Origin of the sequence: Frankia sp. AiPs1, from assembly GCF_023716945.1 — a bacterium.
GTDB lineage: Bacteria > Actinomycetota > Actinomycetes > Frankiales > Frankiaceae > Frankia.
Window position 1 is genome coordinate 1 of the sequence record NZ_JAMQQF010000051.1, and the last position, 22,365, is coordinate 22,365.

Below are 22,365 nucleotides of genomic sequence, written 5' to 3' on the forward strand. Positions count from 1 at the left end.
GGCGCGGGCCGCCCGGCTGCGCCCGGTCGCCGACCTGCTGGGCGTCGCGCTGCGCCACGACACCGCCACCGGCGGCTGGAGTGCGGCGCTCCGCCTCGACCGCCCCAGCGCCTAACACCTAAACACCTGGCACCCTCGAACCGGCCGGGCGCCCGGATCGTGCGGCAACTCAGTCCTCGGTCGAGGCGTCGAGGACGTCGCGCACCTTCGCCAGCAGCATCTGCTCGGAGAACGGCTTGCCCAGCAGCGCCAGTCCCGGATCGAGGACCCCGTTGTGCGCCAGCACCGGGTAGGCGTATCCGGACATGAACAGCACGCGGATGCCCGGCCGGTGCCGGCGGACGAGCGTGGCCACGGTCCGGCCGAGGACCTGCGGCATGACGACGTCGGTCAGCAGCAGGTCGATCTCGGTGGGGTGGCTCACGGCGAGCTCGACGGCGCGGTGGCCGTCCGCGGCGGTGATGACCTGATAGCCGTTGCGGGCCAGCAGACGCCGGGTGACCTCGCGCATCGCCCGCTCGTCCTCGACGACCAGGACGGTCTCGCCGCCGGTGAGGATGGCCCCGTCGGAGATCGGTTCGGGAGTCGCGGCGACGCTGTCCACGGCCGGCAGCAGGATGCTCACGGTGGTCCCCAGGCCCACACCGGAGAGGATCTCCGCGTGGCCGCCGGCCTGGGTGATGATGCCGTACACGGTGGCCAGGCCGAGGCCGGAGCCCTCCCCCTTGCGCTTGGTGGTGAAGAACGGCTCGAAGGCACGGCTGACCGTCTCCGGGGCCATGCCGCTGCCGCTGTCGCTCATCCGCAGGTTGACGTGTCGGCCGGCCTTCAGGCCGGGCCGGTCGCCGGCGATGTCCTCGTGGATGAGGATGTTCGAGGTGTCGATCGTGAGCTTGCCGCCGCCGGGCATCGCGTCGCGCGCGTTCACCGCCAGGTTGACCAGCACCTGTTCGAGCTGACCGGCATCGGCGAAGATCAGCCAGGGATCGGCCGCCGGCAGGGTGATCAGCTCGACGTGCTCACCGAGGGTGCGCCGCAACATCTCCTCGATGTCGTGCACGACGTCGTTGAGGTCGAGCACCCGGGGCTGGACGACCTCCCGGCGGCCGAAGGCGAGCAACTGGTGGGTGAGCTGGGTGGCCCGTTCGGCGGCACGCTGGACCTGCTCGAGGTCGTGGCGGGCCGCCTCCCACTGACCGCCGTCGCGTTCGGCCGCCGTCGCCACCACCTCGCCGACGAAGGCGGTGTAGTTGATGATCACGCCGAGCAGGTTGTTGAAGTCGTGCGCGACGCCGCCGGCGAGCTGGCCGAGGCTCTCCAGCCGCTGCGACTGGTGGAGCTGGGCCTCGATCTGCTTGCGCTCGGCCTGCGCACGCAGGCGTTCCCGCTCCGCCTGCGCCTCCAGCCGATCGGTCACGTCCCGGATCGCCGCCGAGACGAGCAGACCGTCCTCGGTCTCCAGGGCGGACAGCGAGATCTCCGCGGGGAACTCGCTGCCGTCGCGGCGGCGGGCGGCGAGCTGCATCTGGGCGCCCATCGGGCGCGGCCGCGGATCGCGGAAGTAGCGTTCGCGGTGCTGCGGATGGTGACCCCGGCCGACCTCCGGCACGAGGATCTCCACCAACTGGCCGTGCAGCTCGTCGCGGCTGTACCCGAACAGGCGCTCGGCCTGGGCGTTGACCAGCGCGATCCGGCCGTCGGACAGGACGGCGACGATGGCGTCCGGCGCCGAGTCCAGCAGGCCTCGAAACTTGGCCTCCGTCCGTTTGCGCTCGGTGACGTCCCGGACCGCCGCCGTGATGAGAAGCCCGTCGTCGCTGTCGATGGCCGACAGCGAGATCTCCGCCGGGAACTCGCTGCCGTCGCGGCGACGGCCGGCGAGTTCCATCCCCGCGCCCATCGGCCGCGGCTGCGGGTCGCGCAGGTAGGAGCTGCGGTGGTGCGGGTGGAGGCGGCGACCGGACTCGGGGATCAGGATCTCGACGGGCTCGCCGTGCAGTTCCTCTCGGGTGTAGCCGAACAGACGCTCGGCCTGGGCGTTGACCAGGGCAATCCGGCCGTCCGCCCGGACACCTACGATCGCGTCCGGCGCGGCGTCCAGCAGGCCGCGAGCGAGGGATCTCGTGCTGTCATCCAGGTGAACCACCCCACGGGGTGAACATCGTGCTACAGACGGACAGATCGTAGCGCCGACGCCGGGCTTCATCATCACCCACGCGGGTAGACCTCGGCCGAATTCACCCAAAGGTCCAGCTAGACCGCGTCCATATCAGGCAGCGGTGGAACGTCAGGAGGCGGTGGAACGTCAGGAGGCGGTGGAACGTCAGGAGGCGGTGAAACGTCAGGAGGCGGTGAAACGTCAGGAGGCGGTGGAACGTCAGGAGGCGGTGGAACGTCAGGGGGCGGTGGCGTCGGGGAGCGGCTGGCGGCCGGCCATCATCGTTTCCGGGCGACGGCGGCGTAGACACTCGCGTCGGCGTCGCTGACCTCGGCCCAGCTGCTGGTGCTGGCCGCGGAGGGGGCGGGGCGGACGGCACCGAGATCGGCCAGGACGGCGTCGGCGGCGCGCCGGCCGGAGTACAGCGCGCCCTGGATCGAGCTGGTGTCCCGGTGGTCGCCGCACACGTAGACGCCGGACGGGGTGCGCACCGGCCGACGCAACACGCGCGGGCTGGTCATGTCGGGCAGCGCCCGTGCCACCGGGTAGGTGGCCAGCAGGGTCCACCCGGCGGTGTCGGCACCGTAGAGGGCACCGAGGTGGGCGCGCACGGCCCGTTCGCTGCCGGACGACGGCGCCGCCGCCGCATTCGGGTCGGTCAGGCTGAGCGGACCCGTCGCGCGCAACGGGTCGGTGAGGTCGAGCGGACTGGGCCGCGCCGCGACGGCCGGGGCGTCCTCGGGCACGCCCAGCACCGAGGCTGCGATCAGCGCGGACCCCGGCGGCGCGTACGAGGGCGCCACCTCGCTCAGAACCACCGTGTTGATCACTGGTCCGGTCCGGAACGGGCGGGTCGGGCGTCGGGCGTCGACGGCCCCCTCGACGACGAGTGCGCCCCGACGCAGCGGCGGTTCGTCCGCCCGGAAGTAGTAGGTGGTCACGCCGTGCCAGGCCGGTTCGGCGATCCCCGGCACCAGCCGGGCGGCGGTGGTGCCGTCGGTGGCGACGATCACCGCCCTGGCCCGCAGCGACTCCCCGTCACGGGAACGCACCGCGGCGCGGGTGACGATGTCGGCGGGGCAGTTCAGCCGCACCGTGCCCGGCCGCAGCCGGGCCGCAAGCTGGCGGGGCAGCGCCGCCATGCCCTCGGCCGGCAGCACCGGCGCCTGGCCGGCGAAGCTGCGCCAGACGAGGTGGAAGAACCGGGCCGAGGTGGTCAGGTCCTCCTCCAGGAAGATGCCGCGCAGCAGCGGCGCGAGCACCCCGTCGATCGCGTGGTCGGACAGGCCGCGGGCCCGCAGATCCTCTCGGGTGCTGCGCTCGGGTCCGGCGACCAGCGTTGCCGGCGTCCGCAGACGGTCACGTGCGGTGAGGGCCGCCAGCCGGGCCAGGTCCGCGGCCCGCAGTGCCCGGCCCGGGAGGAGGCCCGCGAGCGCGTCCGCGCCGCCGACCGGATCGCCGAACACCACCGACCGGACGCCGTCGCGCAGCACCAGCCCGCGCAGGAACGGCCGCGGGCGAAGCTCCGGCAGGTCGATCTGGCGACGCACCTCGGGGTAGGACGGCAGCAGCACCTGAAAACCGCGATCCAGCCGAAACCCGTCCACCTCGTCGGTGCGGACCCGCCCGCCGACGTCGTCGGCCGCCTCCCAGACCACCACGCCGAGACCCTGGTCGGCAAGCAGCGTGGCGGCCGAGAGCCCGGCGAGCCCCGCCCCCACGATCGCCACATCGGCCGTCTGCATGGCCACCACCCCGTGTCCGTGCGCCCGCGGTCGCGGTGCTCCCACCGCTCTGTGTACCCCTGGCTACGGCCCTGTCCCGCCGCCGGGCTCCGGACGCGGTTCCGGCACCACCGAAGCCGGCACCACCGAAGCCGGCACCGCCGAAGCCGGCACCGCCGAAGCCGGCGTGTCTGCTGCCGGCTGGTCTGATGCCGGGGCCGGGGCCGGGATCCGCAGGGGTGACTCGTGCCGATTCAGCCCGCGGCGGGCCCACATGCGGCTGGCCTGGTCGAGCCCGACGATCGAGAGCACCACCAGCGAGGAGCCCACGATGCCGTCGAGCCAGTAGTGGTTGGCGGTGACGACCACGACCATGATGGTGAGGATCGGGTGCAGCACCATCAGCCACCGAGCGCGGTGGTGCAGGATCGTGATGACCGCCCAGGCCTCGAGCAGCGACCACCCGACATGCAGGCTCGGCATCGCCGCGTACTCGTTGGCGATCCCACCGCTGCCCTCCCCGTAGGGCGAGGGGCCGTAGACCGCGCCGGTGTCGACGAGCGGCACGTGCAGCACCGACGGCAGGAAGCGGGGCGGCGCCAGCGGGTACAGCAGATGGATGATCAGGGCCAGGCCCGTCGTCATGATCAGGACATTGCGGATGCGCGTCCAGTGCCGACGATGCCGAATGAACACCCACAGCAGCAGCATGATGACCGACGGGAAGTGGACGAGGATGTAGAACCAGTCCGCGGCCCGGATCAGCAGGTGCGAGTGCAGCGCCAGCCGCTGGACGGCGACCTCGCTGGGCAGGTGCAGGAATCGTTCGAGCCGCCAGACGTCCTTCGCGGCGGCCAGTGCCGCCGGCTCCCGGCCGCTGGCCAGGTGGCGACTGAAGCTGTACGTCCCGTAGAGCACGGCGATGAGCAGGAGCTGACTGACGGCGTACGCCACCGCCCCGGCCACCCGGCGCGCCCGGGCGAGCGACCCCGCCGGCGCGGGGGCGCCCGGGTCGATCCCGCCGCGCTGGTCGGTCGGCGCGCTGGAGGTTCGCGGCTGCGGGCAGCCCAACGTCCCCAGACCGTGTCGGACCAGGGGCGAGCTCACCGCCGGGCGGCGGCCATCGGCCGAGTCCGTGGATGGGGCCCAGCTCATCGGTGTTCCTCCCAACGTTTCGCGGCCACCATGACGCGCCACGCCGATCAATCCGCGGTGGATGGTGCGCCCAACCCTCGGCCACACCCGGTCCCGCCACCCCCGAGACCGACAACCACCGCGAACCGCCCGGTATGCCCCGGACCTACGGGCACACCGCCAGCCGGCGTTAGCCCAACGGTCACCGTGTCGAGGACGACTGTGCTCCTCCGAACCGCCTTCACGCCACGCGATATGCGCTGTCAGACATCCATCACATGAACGGTCGAGCCCCGACCGAGCCGATCGCGTCACGACAACGACGTACCTGAGGGACGCACCTGACGGACGCACCGGAGGAAGGCGGCGTGACGGCTCCATCGCGATTTGACACTGTCAGTGTCGGATGTTCAACGCTCGGACGCAGTGGTGGTAGCTCCACTTTCTGCCGGGGGGACTACCGGACCACGACACTTCGGGCATCCCACGGCTACGCCGGGCATCGCGCCGGCGGCCGAGGACCAGTGGACGAAACGTCATTCGGTAAGCACAACGTCATTCGTTAAGCACGAGGAGTGATAGGTATGTCCGAACCGCGGACGCGCGGCGTGGCGGTCGTCACCGGTGGTGGCCGCGGCATCGGCGCGGCCTGCTCGGTCGCGCTCGCCCGGCTCGGCTGGGACGTCTGCGTGGGTTACCGCAGCGACTCCGCCGCCGCCGAACGGGTGGCGCGGGCGTGCCGGGACCTCGGCGTCGTCGCCGCCTCGGCCGCCGCCGACCTCGCGCACCCCACCGCCGTCACCGACCTGTTCGCCGCCGCGGACCGGCTCGGCCCGGTGACGGCCCTGGTCAACAATGCGGGCGTGGTCGCCCCCGCGGCCAGGATCGACGAGATGGACCACGCGCGGCTGCACACGATGTTCACCGTCAACGTCACCGCCGCCTTCCTGTGCGCGGGGGCCGCGGTGCGCCGGATGTCGACGCGCCACGGCGGGCCGGGCGGATCGATCGTGAACGTCTCCTCCGCGGCCGCGCGACTGGGCAGCCCGGGAACGTACGTCGACTACGCGGCGAGCAAGGGGGCCCTCGACACGATGACGCTGGGGCTCGCCCAGGAGGTCGCAGCGGAGGGCATCAGGGTGAACGGCGTTCGGCCGGGATACATCGACACCGAGATCCACGCCTCGGGCGGGGATCCGGATCGGGCGCGGCGGCTGGGCGCGGCCGTGCCACTGGGCCGGCCGGGCCGGGCCGAGGAGGTGGCGGCAGCGGTGGCCTGGCTCTGCACGGCTGCGGCGTCCTACGTGACCGGAGCCGTGCTGGACGTGAGCGGTGGGCGGTGACCGGACCGCCGGCACCACGGTGAGCCCGCGTGCCGGGCTGGCTCACGTGCTGGGCTGGCTCACGTGCTGGGCTGGCTCAGTGGGCGCGCTCGGGGCGCAGGATCACCATCGCGTCGGGGTGGCGGCGGGTGTAGCGCACGGCGGCCCGACGGGGGGAGCCGGTAGCCCACTGGACGCTCCAGTCGACGCCGACGAGGTCGAGCAGCGAACGCAGCCGGCGTTCGAGCTCCTCGCGGGTCTCCTCCTCGGCGATCCGAGCGGCGCACATGACCGTCTCGACGCCGAAGGCGCAGTACACCCCCGCAGTCCACCTCGCCCAGCGGGACCAGCGATCCATCGTCGCGATGAGCACGAGATGGGCGTTGAGCCGCGCGGCGAGGTCGGCCGCCAGCAATACATCGGCCATATCTGACACGTCCCCGAAGCGAACGCCGACCACCACATGACGTTCGGTCTGAACTCGGGGAGTGACTTTCGTTCGCTCTGCCCGTTCCACGTTTCCTCCCGCGAGGCTTTCCCCAGCGTCGTCGATCGACCATCCGTGTGAACGGGATTGTCTCGCTTCACGGCCTGCGATGTCGGGGTAACCGACTCATCGTCAGTACCCCCTCTACCCGCAGATCATCTGTCCCGGATCGCGTTTGGACGCGAGACCGGCCACGCTGGCGGGGTAATACCGCCAGATGCCGGATCCGCACCGCCCGTCAGCCGCTCACCGTTCCCGGTTGATTGTGGCGGGCGAGACCGAAAAGGGGAAGACCTTGGCGGTACTGATGGGCCCTGGAGTGCTCCCACCAGTGGGCCGGTCGACTGGCCGTGACCCAGGGGACGCGGGCGATCACCTCCGGTACTCCCGGCGCGTCGATGGGCCTCACCTGCGACGCTTCCACCATGGGCGGGACCGGGTCCGCCGGCGGTCCGCGGTGGGTCCGCACCGGCGGGCCAGGGTCGCGTGACGACTGCCGCCGGCACGGCGGTGGCAACCTCGGCGCGAAGGAGTAGCAGATGTCGGTGTTGGACCGGTTCCGGCTGGACGGTCGGGTCGCGATCGTCACCGGGGCGTCCTCCGGACTCGGGGTGGACTTCGCCCGCGGTCTCGCCGAGGCCGGCGCGGACGTGGTCCTCGGCGCCCGGCGGATCGAGCGGCTCGAGGCCACCGCGCACCTGGTGGAGGCGGCCGGTCGGCGGGCCCTCGCCGTCGCCGCCGACGTGGCCGACCCGGCGAGCGCCGAACGGATCGCGGCGGCCGCGATGGAGACGTTCGGCCGGGTGGACATCCTGGTCAACAACGCCGGGATCGGGACGGCCGTGCCGGCACTGAAGGAGACGCCCGAGCAGTTCCGCTCCGTCCTGGACGTCAACCTCAGCGGCTCCTACTGGATGGCTCAGGCCGCCGCCCGGGTGATGCGGCCGGGCAGCAGCATCGTCAACATCTCCAGCGTGCTGGGCGTGACGACCGCCGGGCTGCCGCAGGCCGCCTACACGGCCAGCAAGGCCGGGCTGATCGGGCTCACCCGGGATCTGGCCCAGCAGTGGACCGGCCGGCAGGGCATCCGGGTGAATGCGCTCGCCCCCGGCTTCTTCCGCAGCGAGATGACGGACGAGTACCGGCCCGGCTACATCGAGACGCAGTTGACCCGAGTCCTGGACGGCCGCTTCGGGGAGCCGGCGGAACTGACTGCCGCGCTGCTCTTCCTGGCCTCGGACGCCGGCAGTTTCGTCACCGGGCAGACGCTCGTGGTGGACGGCGGTTTCAGCATCACGTGATGCGCCGCCCGAGGATCGCGTCCGTCAAACCATCCGTGTACCGCTGATCGCGGACCGGGCGGGTAACCGCGGGCCGGGCCGGAACCGTCCGGGTTGTCCGGCTAGACCGGATCGTCCATGGGCGGCCTTCTCCGCATCGCCGCCCTCCCGGACGGCCTCGCATTCTTGGCACGGAGTCCGCACTTCGGACTGAGTCGCGTTTTCCGGATGGCGTCGCGGTCTCTGGGCGGCGTCAGTTCACCGGACGCCCTGGGTTCTCCGGATGGCCTCGGTTCACCCGATGGCCTCAGTTCTCCGGATGGCCTCGGTTCTCCGGATGCCTCGGTTCTCCGGATGCCTCGGTTCTCCAACGATGTCAGTTCTCCAACGGCATCAGTTCGGCGGCGAAGGAATCAAGGAAGCTCGGCCAGCCGTCGGGCGTCGTCATCGGGTGGATGACGAACTTGCTCACCCCGGCGGCGAGGTACTCGCCGATCAGCTCCCGCGCCGCGGCCCACCCGACCGGCACGAGCCGCGCCGGATCGACATCGGGGTAGCGTCCCCGCAGCGCTGTCAGCGCGTTGGCGGCCGGCGGCGCGAAGGCGACGCGCAGGCTCAGCCCGAAGTGATCGTCGTCGATCCGCCGGCCCGCGGCCGCGGCGGCCGCATTGATCTCGGCGATGCCGGCCGCCGCCTGCTCGGGGCTGACCATGCTTGCCAGCCAGCCGTCGCCGAAGCGACCGATCCGGCGCAGCGCGGCCGGGGCCGCGCCGCCGAGCCAGATGTCCAGCGGTCGGGTGGGCAGCTCCCCGATGCCGACGTCGGTGAAGTCGAAGAACTCGCCGTGGAAGGTCACCTGCGGCTCGCGCAGCAGCCGGCGCAGGACCTCCAGTGCCTCATCGAACACCTCACCTCGGCGGCCCACGGTCCCCGCGAGTGGCGCCTCACCGCGCTCCGCCGTCGGCGCGGCCTGGGCCCCGGTCCGCGGGGGGAGCGGGTAGGCGGCCCGGTCAACCGGCCGGCCCGGGGCGAGGCCGAGCACCGGCAGTACCCGGCGCGGGGCGAGCAGCGCCAACGACGCCAACTGCTTGGCGAGCAGCACCGGATTGCGGCCCGGCAGCACCGCCACCCCGGTACCGATCTTCAGCCGGCTGGTGCGGCCCAGCGCGAAGGCCATTCCGGCGAGCGGGTCAACGGCGGTGGTGGAGAGCTGCTCGGACAGCCACAGCGAGTCGATCTCGAGCTTCTCCAGCCGGTCCACCAGGACGGCGAACCCGGCCGGCGGGACGCTGCCGAAGCCAATGCCGATCCGGACCTTCATCAGCTCTCCATCCCGGCCCGGGATCCATCGACGCCCGAGCCCCCGGTCCATAGTGGGCGCTGAGCGAGCGACATGGGTCACCTTTACGGGCGCGAGTCACCTGCGGCCGCGGTCCCGCTGCCCGCAAACGTCTGGCCGGGCAGCAAACGTCTGGCCGGGCAGGAGGCGGCTGGCCGGGCAGGAGGCGGCTGGCCGGGCAGGAGGCGCTCAGTGCGCGGCGGCGTCGATGCCCGGCACGGCGGCGAGATCCGCGCGCAGACCGGCGGCCACCTCGGTGATCAGTGGCTGGCGCAGGACCGCCCGGTGGTCTCCGCGGATGCGCCGGATCGACGCGGGACCGGTCAGCACCCCGCGCCAGGCCTCGATCTCGTCGTGGTCGTCGGCAAGCCAGACGACCGTGCGCCCCTCGTAGGTATGCGGGCGGTAGGCCATCGTGAGGATGCGGCCCTGATTGTGGAAGATGTCGTAGCGGTGCGTCCCGCGGAAGCGGACGACCCCGGCGAGCGGAAGCTCGACGAGCTGCCGCAGCCGATCGGCCACCACCCGCGGGCTCAGCGCGGGGCCGTCGTCGGCGGCGAGCGGTCCGGGGCCGGCCGAGCTCGGCATGTCGGCTGGCCGATCCGGGTGTCGGCCCTCCAACTGGCTCGTCGGGATGATCGCGCCGGTGCGGGTCAGCCGGGCGGTGCCCGGCAGGTAGGTGTCGATCAATCCCAGCAGGCCGACCTCGTGGCCCGCCTGCCGCAGCAGCCGGGCGACCTCGAGCGCGATCAGCCCGCCGAACGAGTGCCCCACCAGCAGGTACGGGCCGCTCGACTGCAACAGCCGGAGCTCGGCCACGTGCCGGCGGGCCGCCGCCGCTACCGACCAGTCCGGAATGCCGCGCTGTTCGAGGGCGTGCGCCTGTAGGCCGTAGACGCGGCGCTCGGCGGCGAAGTGCCGGGCGAACGGCAGCAGGGCGATGGCGGGTGCGCCGGCCTCGGGGAAGCAGAACAGCGGGGTCCCGGGCCCGGCGGCGGTCAGAGGCACCACGGTGGGGTGACGGTCCGCCTCCCCCTGCTGGGCGGCCCAGACTGCGGCGAACCCGGCCGGCGTGCGAGCCGCCACGATCTCCGTCGCGTCCAGCACCACGCCGAACTCGTCGCGCAGGATCGCCGCGAGCTCGCCCGCGGCCGCCTCCCCGCCCGGGGCGCCCACGACGTCGTCGTGTGGGCCGGTGGCGGCGACCCCGAGCACGCGGGCCCACAGCAGCGTCGCGGCCATCTCGTACGGGCCGTCCCCCGCCGGGTCGCCGGCCGGGACCGACCCGCCGACGGGGCCGGTGGAAGGTGCGCAAGCCCGGACATCCCCGGCAGCCGGGACCATCTCGGAAGCCGGGACGTCCGCGGAAACCGGGACCACCTCGGAAGCCGGGACCGCCTCAGAAGCCGGGACGTCCGCGGAAACCGGGACCACCTCAGAAGCCGGGACGTCCGCGGAAACCGGGACGACCTCGGAAATCGGGACGTCCGCGAGAGCCGTGCCGACATCGGCCCGGTCCGGACTTGGCGACGAGGAATCGGGCAGCCGATCGGCCGCGGACGTGCCCAGCAACGACATCACCCCACAGGACTATGCGAAGGCCACATTGAACACCAGTGCCGAACTAGCCCGACACGCCCGTCGGTGCCGTCCCGTGCAGCGACCTCTCCGGGCCGCGCCACCATGCGCGACCGGTGGCCACGTCCCCTGCGGCCCCGCGACCAGGCAGCGACCGGTCCCGAGCGGCCAGGCCGCACTGCCGCGTGGCGGTGCGGCGAGCCGCCCGGCCCCGAGTTGCCATTGACGCCGGCGGGCCTCGGCGTTCACCGTGGACATGTGGGCGATGTGGGCAAACCCGAACGGATCGTCGAGGACGAGCCGATCAGCTTCCCCGATGCCGAGCCGTTGACGATCCCGGCCGTCCCGGCCGCCCCCGCGCCGGAACGGGAACCGGAGCCGGTGCCCGGGTGAGCCTGCTCGGCTGGCGCCAGTGGGCGGTGGACGGCCAGGGGCAGCTACGCCCGGCCTGGACGCCGTGGTCGCCGTTCCCGCCGGGCATGCTGCTGTGGCGGGCCGACGGCATCACGCAGGCGCGCTGCCTGCGGACCAAGCGGCCCGACGCGGCCGTCACCGGCGAACTGCCGCCGGAGCACCGGGCGCAGGAGGAACACCGGGCGCAGGAGGAACACCGGGCGCCGGAGGAACACCGGGCGCCGGACGAGCACTGCCTGTGCGGTCTGTACGCCTGGCGCACCCCGGAGATCCTCGCTGCGGCGCGCCGGCCTCGCTGGACCGCGCTGCCCTGCGTGGTCGGCGTGGTCCGGCTGGGCGGGCGGATCATCATCGGCGAACGGGGTTACCGCGCGGAACGCGGCTATCCCGTCGCCGTGCTCGACCGCGACGGCGTCGTGTCCACCGGCTATGCCGTCGCGAGATATCGCACTTTTTCCGCCCTCGTCGCCGAGTGGACGCCGTCCGGGCCCGAGGCGACGGAGACCGACCGAATCGCCGGATAAAACCGGCCAAGTCACGTGCCACCGCGGCCGATGTGCCGCCAACAGGTCGGGACGCTCCCAGGAACGGGTACCTCCTGCGGGACCACTCCCACCAACACCGGTCACACTGCGCACCAATTCCGGTGCGATTTGCTCCCAATGGAGGTAGCCGGGGCGGATATCGTCGGCAACGTCACGCGTCCGGACGAGTACGGGCAGCGCGTCGGGCCGCGGGGCACGCGAGGGGGGGACCGTCGTGACCAGCTCCAGGATCAGCAGTACCGGAACCCCGCGGAGGGGAGCTCCGAAGACCAGCAATCCGCAGTCCGCGGCTGCCGGCGCGTACCCGATGGTCACGCCCGCCGGGCAGCGCCAGTTCACCACGGCGAACGGCCGCGGCCGGGGTCGCCGGCTGGTGCCACTCGCCGTGGCCCTCGGCTATCTGGCCCTGTCCATCTGGATCTTCCGCGCGAGTTGGCGACATCTCGGGGAGGTCACCTACGGCGGCAATGACGCCTACCTGTTCTCGTGGTTCCTCGGTTGGACGCCGCACGCGTTCGGCAGCGGGCTCGACCCGTTCATGACCCACCACATCAACTCCCCCGCCGGCGCGAACATCCTGTGGAGCACGCCGGTGGTGCTGCTCGGCCTGCTTGCGGCGCCGATCACCCTGCTCGGCGGTCCCGTGACCACGCTGACGGTGCTGCTCACGCTCGCCCCCGTGGCCAGCGGTCTCGCCCTGTTCTGGGTGCTGCGCCGCTGGGTCCGCGACGGCCCCGCGGCCCTCGCCGGCCTGCTCTACGGCTTCGGGCCCTACCTGATCGGCGGCTCCTACGGCCACCTGCACCTGGCGTTCGCCCCGTTCCCGCCGCTGGTGCTGCTGCTGCTGGACGACCTGGTCGTCCGCGGCCGCAGCCCGCGGCGCACGGGGATCCTGCTGGGGCTCGCGACCGCCGCCCAGGCCCTCATCGGCGAGGAGATCCTCGCGACCTCGGCGCTGACGGCGGCGGTCGGGCTCGCCGTCCTCGCCGCCCGCAACCGCGCGGTGGCCCGCGAGCGGCTGGGTCCCGTGCTGCGCGGTCTCGCGACGGCCGCGCTGGTGGCCGCCGTCGGACTCGCCTGGCCGCTGGGCGTGCAGTTCTTCGGCGGGCAGCGGGTCCACGGCTCGATCCAGCCGGGCGGCATCGCCGTGACCGACCTGTGGACCTTCGTCACGCCGACGCCGCTCCAGCAGATCGCCCCGGGCCTCGCCCTGCGGCACAGCCTGCGCTTCACCGGCAACGCCGTCGAGGTGGGCGGCTACCTGGGGATTCCGCTGATCCTGCTGGCGCTGGTCGCGGCGGTCCGCACGCGGCGCCACCCGCTCGTCGGCGTCCTCGCCCCCGTCGGCCTGGTGATGGCGGTCCTCTCGCTCGGCGATCATCTGCACGTCGACGGCCGCGCCACCTCGATCCCGCTGCCGTGGCTGGTGCTCGAGCGGGTGCCCGTGCTCCACAACGCCCTGCCCTCACGGTTCGCGCTGTACGTGATGATGTGCGCGGCCGCCGTGACGGCCGTCGGCCTGGACCGGGTAGCCGGGTGGGCCCGGCGCGCCACCGACGCGGCGAGTGTCCCGCCGGTGGACGGCACGTTCCCGGACCTGTACAGCCCCGTCGGTGGTCGCGGCCGGCATCAGGCCGCCGGACGGCTGGGGCATGCTGGGCGGCTGGGGCATGCCGGGTGGCCAGGTGGCTGGCGCGGCTGGCTCGCCCGATCGGGCACCGCCCTGGTGACCGCCGGGGCGCTGGCCACGCTCGTGCCCGCCCCGTTGCTCACCACGCCGGCCCACACCCCGGCGTTCTTCACCGGCAGCGGCGTGCGGCAGATACCAGCGGACGCCACCGCCCTCGTCGTCCCCTACCCGCATCCCCAGCAGGCGCAGGCGATGCTGTGGCAGGCCGAGGCGGACTTCCGCTTCGTCATGCCCGGCTGCTACTGCACCGTGCCGGGGCCGACCGGTCGGGCCTCGTTCCACGGCCCCGGCGACGCCCTGACCTCCGCCCTCATCGACATCGACAACGGCACGACGACGGCGGCGGCCGTGTCCGGATCGCCCCAGGTCCGCGATGCGTACGAGCAGCTGTCGCCGGACGCGGTCGTGCTCGGGCCGGCCCGCCAGCCGGCCGAGCTGCGCGCGCTGCTGGGCAGCCTCGTCGGTCACCCGCCACGGCATGTCGGCGGGGTCGATCTGTGGTTGCCCGCGGGGTAACCTGCCGCGGGCGCCGCCCGCACCGACGCCACGTCCCTCGACGCCGACCGCCCCGAGGCCGCCGCGCCGACATCGAACCCACCGACGTCGAACCCACCGACATCGAACCCACCGACGCCGAACCACCAGCGCCGAACCACCGACATCGAACCCGCTGACGTCGAACCCACCGACGTCGAACCCACCGATGTCGCCCAACGGACAAGCCGAGCCGCCGGGAAGAATCGTCGCCCGGCGGGATTTGGCGAGAAGCTGACCGAAGGACGGACAATCGCGCCGCCCCGGCCAGGAGCCTGCGACGACGATTCCTCTACGATTTCCCGCATTCCGCGACCACGGTTGTCGCCGACCAACAGTCCAGAGCGGAGGATGCGCGGTGTCGACGGATCAGCCGGTGGGCCGCCGGCCGGAGCGGCTGACCCGACGCCAACGCGCCGCCGCGGGTGGCGTCGTCGTGCTCGCCGTCGCCGTCGCCGCTGTCCTCGCCGCGACATCCGCGCGTTCCTCGGCGGCGGGCGACTGGCCGCCCGCCGGCCGCTCAGCATGCAGATCCGTGCAGATCTTCACCGGCAGCGTCGGTTCCCCGTACAACCAGTTTGCGCGGGTGCTCCGGGCCCGGTTGGAGGCGGCGCCGGAACACTTCGACGTGGACGTGGTGGAGACGGCCGGTTCCACGACGAACATCTACGACCTGGAAACCCCCGAACCGCCCCGCTGCGGGCTGGCAATCGCCCAGCTCAACACCACCGTGGACGCCACCGAGGGGGTGAACCAGTTCGATCCGACCCGCGGCGGTCACCAGGTGGCGGGCCTGCGCACCCTGGGGCCGGTGCACCAGGATCTGCTGCACGTAATCGTCCGGGACCGTCCACTCGGCCCCAACGACCAGCGGGTCGACAAGCTGGCCGACCTGTGTCACCGGACCATCGCGGCCGGCCAGCCGGACTCGGGGGTCCGCCAGATCGGCGACGTCCTGCTGCGGGTCGGCCTGCCCGGCTGCCACCCCGTCCTCGACGACTCGTCCATTGACGACGCGCTGCGGCGGCTGTCGGGCGGCACGGTGGACGCGGTCGTCTGGGCCGGCGGCGCGGGCACCCGCCAGATCCGGACCGTCATCGCCGGCGGCGCCCGGCTGCGCCTGCTCGATCTGTCCGAGTTCCGAGTCCCGATCACGAAGGACTGGAACACGTTCTACGGCAACCGGCAGCACTTCTACGCCGGTGAAGTGTTCGGCGCCGGCAGCCTGGGCCCCGCGGACTACAAGGGGATCCGCCAGATCCGGACCGTCACGATTCCCAACGGCCTGATCGCCCGCGCCGACACCGATCCGACGCTGGTCCGCCGGGCGACCGCCGCACTGTACCAAGACCAGGGCGACTACGAGGCGGCGCTCTGGGGCACCAACCCGGCGCACCGGCGCATCCCGGACGCCCTGTCCATTTACGAAGGGCCGCTTTTCTGCTATATACCGCTGCATCCGGCAGCCGCGGAATACTACCGTCGAGAATTCCGGCGGGTACCCAGCTGCGGCACGACCTGATGTGACCGGAACCCGCAAAAGCATGGTGCCCGAAGGCGGGGCAGCCGGAGACTGGGGCTAGAGGACACGCCGTGCTGAGACCACTGACCGACAACGACCCCCGGATGATGGGGCCGTACCGCCTGCACAACCGCATCGGCGCCGGCGGCATGGGCATCGTCTATCTCGGGTTCGCGGACGAGGATCGGCCGGTCGCGGTGAAGGTGCCGCACGAGGCATACGCCAGCGATCCGGAGTTCCGCGCTCGGTTCCGCTCGGAGGTCGCGGCCGCGCGGCACGTCCAGGCCAGCACCGTCGCTCAGGTGATCAATGCCGAGGTGGATGGCTCGCGTCCCTGGCTGGCGACGGAGTACGTGCCGGGCCCGACGCTGCATGCCGCCGTGTTGGAGCACGGGCCGCTCGTCGATCGGCATCTCGACAACCTCACGATCGGGCTCGCCGCCGCGCTGGAGGCCATTCACGACGCCGGGGTGGTGCACCGTGACCTGAAACCGGCGAACATCGTCATGTCCTGGGCCGGACCGAAGGTCATCGACTTCGGCGTCGCCCGCTCGGCCGAGTACACCGGTTACACCCAGGCCGGCGAGCTGGTCGGGACGATCGCGTGGATGTCACCCGAGCAGCTCGGCGGGCAGACCGCGAGCCCCGCCGCGGACATCTTCGCGTGGGCCTGCTGCGTGGTGTTCGCCGCGACCGGGCATCGCCCGTTCCGTGGCGAGACCCAGGAGATCGTCGCCCTGCGGATCGGGGCGGCCGAACCGGATCTCGACGGCACGCCCGACCGGTTGCTCGCCGCCGTCTCCCGCTGCCTCGCGAAGGATCCCGCGCGGCGCCCCCCGGCCGGCGAGCTCGTCGGGTTGCTCACCCACCGGCTCTCCCGACCCGCGACCGCCGGTCACGCAACGCCGAGCGCTCTCCCGACGGCCGATTCGCCGACGACCGACTTGCCGACGCCCGATCCCCTGCCGCGCGGCCCGCGAGACGCCGGGGACCGCGACCGCACGGATCACGACGAGACCCGGTTGGCGCAACCTGGGACGCCGCCGCCTCCCACCCCGTCGACACCGCCCACCCCGTTGCCACCGTCCACCCCGTTGCCACCGTCCACCCCGTCGTCGCCGCCCACTCCATCGCCGCCCACTCCATCGCCGCCGCCGACCCCGTCGCCGCGACCGGCCCTCGCCGGATCCGCCGGCGGCGACCAGGCGGAGGGTGATCTTCCGACTCCGCCGGTCGCGCCCATGGCGGTCCGGCCGCCGGCCGTGCCGAGCGGGATGCTGGTCGCGCTGCTCGCCACCGGCGGGCTCGTCGGCGCGTGCGGAATCTGGGCGGCGGGTACCGCCCGGGCGGGCCACGCGATCCTCGGCCCCGCGGCGGCCGCTGTCACCGGGGCGATCTGCGCTCAGATGTTGTTCCTGAGCAACCGGGCAACCGGTGCCGTGGTCACGGGCCTGGCCGCCTTCACCGGGTCCGGTGGGGGGGTGCTGCTGGCCCGGGCCCTGGACGTCGACGAGCCCGGCCGGGTGCTGCTGTCCGTGACGGTCGCCCTGGTCGTGGCTGCGGCCGGCGCGTTCGCCATGCTGCCGGCCCGACCGGCCGCCACCGGCGTCCGCCCGGAGGTGGCTGCGAACCCGGCCACCACGGATCCGGCGCCCGACCCGAGGGCGTCGGGGCAGGACGTCGACGACACCGGGCGCTCCCTGCTGCGCCCGGCGCCCTGACCGCCGGCGCCCGGCTGGAGAGGGGCGCTGCCGGCGCCCCCGTCGCGGGTGACCACCACCATGACGCCACAACGAAGACGCAGATCAGCATGGACGCGCCGGCCGGCGCGCGGCGGCGGTCCGGCGCCGGTCGTGATATTTCGGTTCACCTGGGAAGCTGGCCTGCGACAATGAACGAAGCCAAGGGGGTGTCGTGGCTGCCGTTCCGGTAGGCAACCGCGTGGTGGCGGGCCGATACCGACTCGTCGCGCGTCTGGGTGCGGGTGCGATGGGGACGGTCTGGCGCGCCTTCGATTCCGTCCTGGAGACCGAGGCGGCGCTCAAGGAGATCGAGTTTGCCGGGGGCGTCGCGGGCGCCGAGCGGGCGGACCGGGTCGAGCGGGCGCTGCGCGAGGCACGGCACGCCGCCAAGCTGCGCGGCCACCCCCACGTCGTCACGATCCTCGACGTCGTCCTCGAACACGGCCTGCCCTGGATCGTGATGGAGCTCGTGCCGTCCCGATCCCTGTTCGAGGTCGTCCGCGACGACGGCCCGTTGCCCACCGCCGAGGTCGCCCGGATTGGGATCGCGATGCTCGACGCGCTCGTCGCCGCCCGCGATCACGGCATCGTCCACCGCGATGTCAAGCCGTCCAACGTGCTGATCGGGACGGACGGCCGGGTCGTGCTCACCGACTTCGGCATCGCCACCGGCGACGGCGATCCGACCCTCACGGTCACCGGCGTGCTGGGAACCCCCCTCTACATGGCTCCTGAACGACTCGACAACCGGCCGGCGACCTTCGAGGCGGACCTGTTCAGCCTGGGGGGCACGCTGTACTACGCGGTGGAGGGGCGCCCGCCGTTCGAGCGGGACAGCTTCGGGGCGATGCTGGCCGCCATCCTGCTCCACCCGCCCGCCCCGACTCGGCGGGCCGGCGCCCTCGACCCGGTGCTCGACGGTCTGCTGGCGAAGGACCCCGCCCGGCGGCCGACTCCGGCCCGAGCCCAGGAACTGCTCGAACAGGCCGCCCGCTCCCGGCCGCGGCCCGGGGTGAGTCGCGTGGACGCCCTGTCCTGGCACCTGCGGTATTCCGTGCCGCCCGGCGGGGACGGCGACGCGCCGGGCAGGTTGACCGGCTCGGCGCCGGCGGCCCCGGCGTCTCCCGGCTCGCTGCGGGCCGCGAGCCCCACCGGGATGGGCGGCCCGGCCGGCGGTCTCGACGACTGCGACGAGGCGACCCGGGTGGCGGGCCGCACCAGCCACCAGCCGCCCCCCGATCTGCCGCCGACGCGGTTCCCCAAGCCGGCGAAGGCAGCGGAGCCAGCGGCACCAGCGGTAGCCGAGCCGGCAACGGCAGCGGAACCGGCAACGGCAGCGGAACCGGCGGCAGCCGAGCCGGCGATGGGGGCCGAGCCGGCGATGGCGGATCGTCCGGCGGCACCGGCGGAGCTCACCGCGGTGGAGCAGGATGGCGCGGTGCTGCTGCGCTGGGCGCCGTCGGTCACCCCGGGGGCGTCCTACCGGGTGTCGCGGGTGCTGGCGGACCCGGCTGCGCCAGACGGCCGCCGCGAACGCAGCCTGGGCATCACCACCGGCACCGAGCTGTTCGACGCCGGGGCGCCCAGGGGCGTCCCGCACTGGCACGAGGTGGTCGCGATGGTCGCCGGCGCCTCGGGCCGGCTGCGCTCGACGCCGGTCCGCACACCCACCCGCACGCTGCTGCCACCGGTCACCGCGCTGCGGGCCAGCATGTCCGACAACGCGGTCGCGCTGTCCTGGCGGCCCATGCCGGAGCGCGACGAGGTGATGATCGAGCGGACGTTCGCCGAGACCTCGCCGCTGTCGGGGGCGAAGCGCCGCTTCCGCGGCACCGGCGGCTACTTTCTCGACGAGGACACCGCGCCTGGCGCGGTCTACCGTTACCGGGTCTGGGCGGCCGGGCCGGACAGCTCGGACGGCTCGGACGCGCTGGCCCCCTCCGGGGCGGCCGAGGTGGTGGTCCGGGTCGTCGCCCGGCCGCGGCCGGTGCTGGATCTGGAGGCGCGCAGCACGCTCGGCGGGACCGTGCTGGGGTGGACGACCGTGCCCGGCGCCGTCGTCCGGATCTACGCCACGGATGCTCCCGAGCAGGCCGGACTGGCCGGAACCGGTCCGTTCGGGCCAGCCGACCACGAGGTCGGCGTGGGCTCGTTGGAGGGCCGGGCCCGGCTGGTCGGGGAGAGCCGCCGCGGACGCCTCGTCGACCGGCAGGCGACCGGCCCGGTCGTCTACACGCCGATCACGATCGCCGAGGACCGGGCCGTGATCGGCGCTGCGGTCAGCCACAGCGAGGTCTGATCGCCGCCGAGGCCGTCGAGGCCGCCGTCAGTCCGGCGGGCGGCCGCCGGTCAGCGCCGTGAGCCGGGTCGTCGCCACCAGCAGCCGGTCGACCATCGCCGCGCGCCGGGCCGTGTCCAGGGTCTGCGCCGCGACCAGGCCGACGGCCACGGCGACGCGACCGTCCCGGCCGAACACGGGCGCGCAGATCTCCCCCACGGGCCACGACTTCGCCTCGTCCGGGTCCAGAATCTCGTAGTCCCGCTCGGCGAGCGTCCGCAGCAGCTCGTCCCGCTCCCGGCGCGGGTCCGGGTCGGTCGGCGCCTCCGCGACCTGGTCGACCACGTCGCGCAGCCGCCAGCGCAACGCGTTGTCCGCCGTCACCGAGTAGCCCCGTTCCCGCACCGCATCGAGGACCCGCCGATGCCGGCCCACCGGCTCCCCCGCCCGGGCGAGCCAGGCGTCGACGGCGGCGGGGGGCGCCCAGGCCAGGTGCACGGCGCCGACCGGCGGACGTAACGGCAGCGTCTGGCCGACCCGCATGGACAGCCCGAACAGGGCGGAGCGGGGGACCCGGGCCAGGACGAGCAACGCGCCGGCGAAGGTCGTGGTCGCGGACGTCTCGAGGTCGAGATCCGCGGTCAGCGACTCCAGCTCCGCGCGGGCCAGCCGGGCAAGCCGCGCCCGGTCCCCGTCGGCCGCGGCGACCGCCAGCGCCGAGGGGCCCAGGGCGTACGTGCGGTGCCCGTCGTCGCGGAGGACGAAGCCCTGCTCGACCAGGGCGAGCAGCATCGCCTGGCAGGTGCTCTTGTCCATGCCGACGGCCCGGGCCAGCTCCGAGAGCGAGTAACCGGACTCGCCGTGGCCGCCGAGGAAACTCAGCAGGCGCCCGACCCGGGCGGCGGACCCCGACGGCTTCACCGCCACTGTGACGACCTCACCACCGCGACGCCGGCCGCCACGGCCACCCCACCCGCACCACCCGCACCGGTCCCACCCGTACGGGCCCCACTCGCAGCGACCGCACCGACCTCGACCGCACCGACCTCGACCGCCACCAGCGGGCCTCCCCATTGTCAGTGATGTTGCGGGATGACCGGGATCATCTCCCGACTGTGCCGGCCGGGCCAGCCCCAGGAGGGGCGGCCGGGCGCGCGCGGGCAGCCCCGCGGCGAGGGAGCACGCCGGTGGCGGACGCCCCGGCGGGGGTCGCCGCGTGCGCGGATGCCAGCATGAACCACCGTGGGCAGTCCAGAAAACGACGCCGCGACCAGCGGCACGATCATCAGCGCAGACACGAACGACGGCGCAGACACGAACGACGGCGTGGGCGTGGTCGACGGGGTGGGCATGGTCGACGGCACCGGCGGCGGTGAGCAGGCACCCGCCTACGGGTACCTCGACATAGACCCCGACACCGCCCGGCGGGCCAGCCGCATCTACTGGGACGACGCGGCCGCGGACTACCAGGCCGAACACGGCGCCTTCCTCGGCGACAGCGACTTCTGTTGGAGCCCCGAGGGGCTGCGCGAGTCCGAGCTGCGGCTGCTCGGGGACGTGGCCGGCCGCACCGTGCTGGAGGTCGGCTGTGGTGGCGCTCAGTGCGCGCGGTGGCTGCGGCGCCAGGGTGCCCGGGTGGTCGGCTTCGACCTGTCCGGCGGACAGCTCGCCCAGGCCCGCGCCTACGCGGCCCGCACCGGCATCGAGGTGGCGCTGGTCCAGGCCGACGCGGTCGCGCTCCCGTTCGCGGACGGCAGCGTCGACGTGGCCTGCTCCGCGTTCGGCGCGGTCCCGTTCGTGGCCGACAGTGGGGCGGTGATGCGGGAGGTCGCCCGGGTGCTGCGGCCCGGCGGGCGCTGGGTGTTCTCGACGACCCATCCGTTCGTGTGGTGCCTGCCGGACGATCCGGACGAGAACGGGCTGCGGGTGTTCCACAGCTACTTCGACCGGCGCGCCTACACCGAGCATGACGAACAGGGCCAGGCGATTTACACGGAGACGCATCGCACGATCGGCGACCGGGTCCGCGAGATCGTCGCGGCCGGGCTGATCCTGCACGACATCATCGAGCCGGAATGGCCGGCCGGCCAGGAGCGAACCTGGGGCCAGTGGGGGCCGGTGCGCGGCGGTTACGTGCCCTCGACGTCCATCTTCGTCACGAGCCGGCCGCCGGCCCGATAGTTTTCGCCACCCGGGGAGGTGTTAGGGCACCGACGCCGGGCACACCCTCCTCAGGCGTCACCGGATAAGCCGGAAATAGCACGAAGACCGGCCCGGAAACCGACGAAGGGGAGGCACCAGAATGAAGATTCTGCGTCGCATGCGGCACGAAGTTCGGCACGACATCAACCAGGCGGACCGTTCCGGCGCCCGCGGGCTGCGACGCCTGCGTCGGCGGCGCAGCCGGACCGCCTCCACGACCACCACGACCACCGGCAGCCGCTACTAGATCGGCAGCCCCGCTACCGATCAGCGGCCGCCGCTGCCGATCGGCAGTCCCTGCTACTGATCGGCAGCAGGGGCGACGGACCCGGGCGACCCCCCGGGGGGGGGGGGGGGGGGGGGGGGGGGGGGGGGGGGGGGGGGGGGGGGGGGGGGGGGGGGGGGGGGGGGGGGGG

At 73.4% G+C, this 22,365-nt stretch carries 17 protein-coding genes; 10 read left to right on the forward strand and 7 right to left on the reverse strand.

Features of this window, described 5'->3' with window-relative positions; all coding sequences use genetic code 11:
- Positions 1–169: 169 nt before the first annotated feature.
- The 3 genes from ND748_RS08200 to ND748_RS08210 form a co-directional block, all read right to left on the reverse strand.
- Positions 170–2,212, reverse strand: coding sequence for a PAS domain-containing hybrid sensor histidine kinase/response regulator (locus tag ND748_RS08200; RefSeq protein ID WP_251745062.1), 2,043 nt, complete (start codon positions 2,210–2,212; stop codon positions 170–172).
- A gap of 224 nt (positions 2,213–2,436) precedes the next feature.
- Entirely contained in the window at positions 2,437–3,903 is a 1,467-nt protein-coding gene (locus ND748_RS08205; protein ID WP_251745063.1) for an NAD(P)/FAD-dependent oxidoreductase, read from the reverse strand.
- 63 nt (positions 3,904–3,966) lie between these two features.
- Positions 3,967–5,037: a phosphatase PAP2 family protein gene (locus ND748_RS08210; protein ID WP_251745064.1), complete on the reverse strand. Its 1,071-nt coding sequence runs from the start codon at positions 5,035–5,037 to the stop codon at positions 3,967–3,969.
- Between the two features lie 563 nt (positions 5,038–5,600).
- Here ND748_RS08210 and ND748_RS08215 point away from each other — a divergent pair.
- Positions 5,601–6,359 carry an SDR family oxidoreductase gene (locus tag ND748_RS08215; RefSeq protein ID WP_251745065.1) on the forward strand — a complete coding sequence of 253 codons (759 nt, stop codon included), beginning with the start codon at positions 5,601–5,603 and terminating at the stop codon, positions 6,357–6,359.
- 76 nt (positions 6,360–6,435) lie between these two features.
- Here ND748_RS08215 and ND748_RS08220 read toward each other — a convergent pair whose 3' ends face one another.
- A complete protein-coding gene (locus ND748_RS08220; RefSeq protein WP_251745066.1) occupies positions 6,436–6,765 on the reverse strand; it encodes a hypothetical protein in 330 nt (109 codons plus the stop codon).
- A gap of 599 nt (positions 6,766–7,364) precedes the next feature.
- Here ND748_RS08220 and ND748_RS08225 point away from each other — a divergent pair.
- Positions 7,365–8,126, forward strand: coding sequence for an SDR family NAD(P)-dependent oxidoreductase (locus tag ND748_RS08225; RefSeq protein WP_251745067.1), 762 nt, complete (start codon positions 7,365–7,367; stop codon positions 8,124–8,126).
- Positions 8,127–8,481: 355 nt separating this feature from the next.
- Here ND748_RS08225 and ND748_RS08230 read toward each other — a convergent pair whose 3' ends face one another.
- Complete coding sequence (locus ND748_RS08230; protein WP_251745068.1) at positions 8,482–9,426, reverse strand: TIGR03854 family LLM class F420-dependent oxidoreductase; 945 nt, start codon at positions 9,424–9,426, stop codon at positions 8,482–8,484.
- A 207-nt stretch (positions 9,427–9,633) separates the two neighbouring features.
- A complete protein-coding gene (locus ND748_RS08235) occupies positions 9,634–10,686 on the reverse strand; it encodes a thioesterase domain-containing protein (protein WP_251745069.1) in 1,053 nt (350 codons plus the stop codon).
- A 603-nt stretch (positions 10,687–11,289) separates the two neighbouring features.
- On the opposite strand from ND748_RS08235, the gene ND748_RS33880 reads away from it, so the two are divergent.
- From ND748_RS33880 to ND748_RS08260, 6 genes are all read left to right on the forward strand, one after another.
- Positions 11,290–11,415 (forward strand): hypothetical protein, encoded by a 126-nt coding sequence (locus ND748_RS33880; RefSeq protein ID WP_285901783.1) that lies wholly within the window; start codon positions 11,290–11,292, stop codon positions 11,413–11,415.
- Positions 11,412–11,960, forward strand: coding sequence for a hypothetical protein (locus tag ND748_RS08240; RefSeq protein WP_251745070.1), 549 nt, complete (start codon positions 11,412–11,414; stop codon positions 11,958–11,960). The genes ND748_RS33880 and ND748_RS08240 overlap by 4 nt, the downstream gene beginning before the upstream one ends.
- A 235-nt stretch (positions 11,961–12,195) precedes the next feature.
- Positions 12,196–14,187, forward strand: coding sequence for a hypothetical protein (locus tag ND748_RS08245; RefSeq protein ID WP_251745071.1), 1,992 nt, complete (start codon positions 12,196–12,198; stop codon positions 14,185–14,187).
- A 376-nt stretch (positions 14,188–14,563) separates the two neighbouring features.
- Positions 14,564–15,727 carry a TAXI family TRAP transporter solute-binding subunit gene (locus tag ND748_RS08250; RefSeq protein ID WP_251745072.1) on the forward strand — a complete coding sequence of 388 codons (1,164 nt, stop codon included), beginning with the start codon at positions 14,564–14,566 and terminating at the stop codon, positions 15,725–15,727.
- Positions 15,728–15,798: 71 nt separating this feature from the next.
- The gene (locus tag ND748_RS08255; protein WP_251745073.1) at positions 15,799–17,448 is read left to right on the forward strand and encodes a serine/threonine-protein kinase; all 1,650 of its coding nucleotides are present in this window, start codon (positions 15,799–15,801) and stop codon (positions 17,446–17,448) included.
- Between the two features lie 193 nt (positions 17,449–17,641).
- Positions 17,642–19,768, forward strand: coding sequence for a serine/threonine-protein kinase (locus tag ND748_RS08260; protein WP_251745074.1), 2,127 nt, complete (start codon positions 17,642–17,644; stop codon positions 19,766–19,768).
- 27 nt (positions 19,769–19,795) lie between these two features.
- On the opposite strand, the gene ND748_RS08265 is transcribed toward ND748_RS08260, so the two are convergent.
- A complete protein-coding gene (locus tag ND748_RS08265; protein WP_251745075.1) occupies positions 19,796–20,674 on the reverse strand; it encodes a helix-turn-helix domain-containing protein in 879 nt (292 codons plus the stop codon).
- Positions 20,675–20,989: 315 nt separating this feature from the next.
- Between ND748_RS08265 and ND748_RS08270 the strand changes: the two genes are divergently transcribed.
- Positions 20,990–21,928: a class I SAM-dependent methyltransferase gene (locus ND748_RS08270; RefSeq protein WP_251745076.1), complete on the forward strand. Its 939-nt coding sequence runs from the start codon at positions 20,990–20,992 to the stop codon at positions 21,926–21,928.
- A gap of 139 nt (positions 21,929–22,067) precedes the next feature.
- On the forward strand, positions 22,068–22,196 hold the full coding sequence (locus ND748_RS33885) for a hypothetical protein (RefSeq protein ID WP_285901775.1): 129 nt from the start codon (positions 22,068–22,070) through the stop codon (positions 22,194–22,196).
- Positions 22,197–22,365 lie beyond the last annotated feature (169 nt).

Coding starts and splice junctions, on each gene's coding strand:
- ND748_RS08205 (WP_251745063.1), bottom strand. CDS start 3,903: ATGCAGACGGCCGATGTGGCGATCGTGGGGGCGGGGCTCGCCGGGCTC.
- ND748_RS08210 (WP_251745064.1), bottom strand. CDS start 5,037: ATGAGCTGGGCCCCATCCACGGACTCGGCCGATGGCCGCCGCCCGGCG.
- ND748_RS08215 (WP_251745065.1), top strand. CDS start 5,601: ATGTCCGAACCGCGGACGCGCGGCGTGGCGGTCGTCACCGGTGGTGGC.
- ND748_RS08220 (WP_251745066.1), bottom strand. CDS start 6,765: ATGGCCGATGTATTGCTGGCGGCCGACCTCGCCGCGCGGCTCAACGCC.
- ND748_RS08225 (WP_251745067.1), top strand. CDS start 7,365: ATGTCGGTGTTGGACCGGTTCCGGCTGGACGGTCGGGTCGCGATCGTC.
- ND748_RS08230 (WP_251745068.1), bottom strand. CDS start 9,426: ATGAAGGTCCGGATCGGCATTGGCTTCGGCAGCGTCCCGCCGGCCGGG.
- ND748_RS08235 (WP_251745069.1), bottom strand. CDS start 10,686: ATGGCCGCGACGCTGCTGTGGGCCCGCGTGCTCGGGGTCGCCGCCACC.
- ND748_RS33885 (WP_285901775.1), top strand. CDS start 22,068: ATGCGGCACGAAGTTCGGCACGACATCAACCAGGCGGACCGTTCCGGC.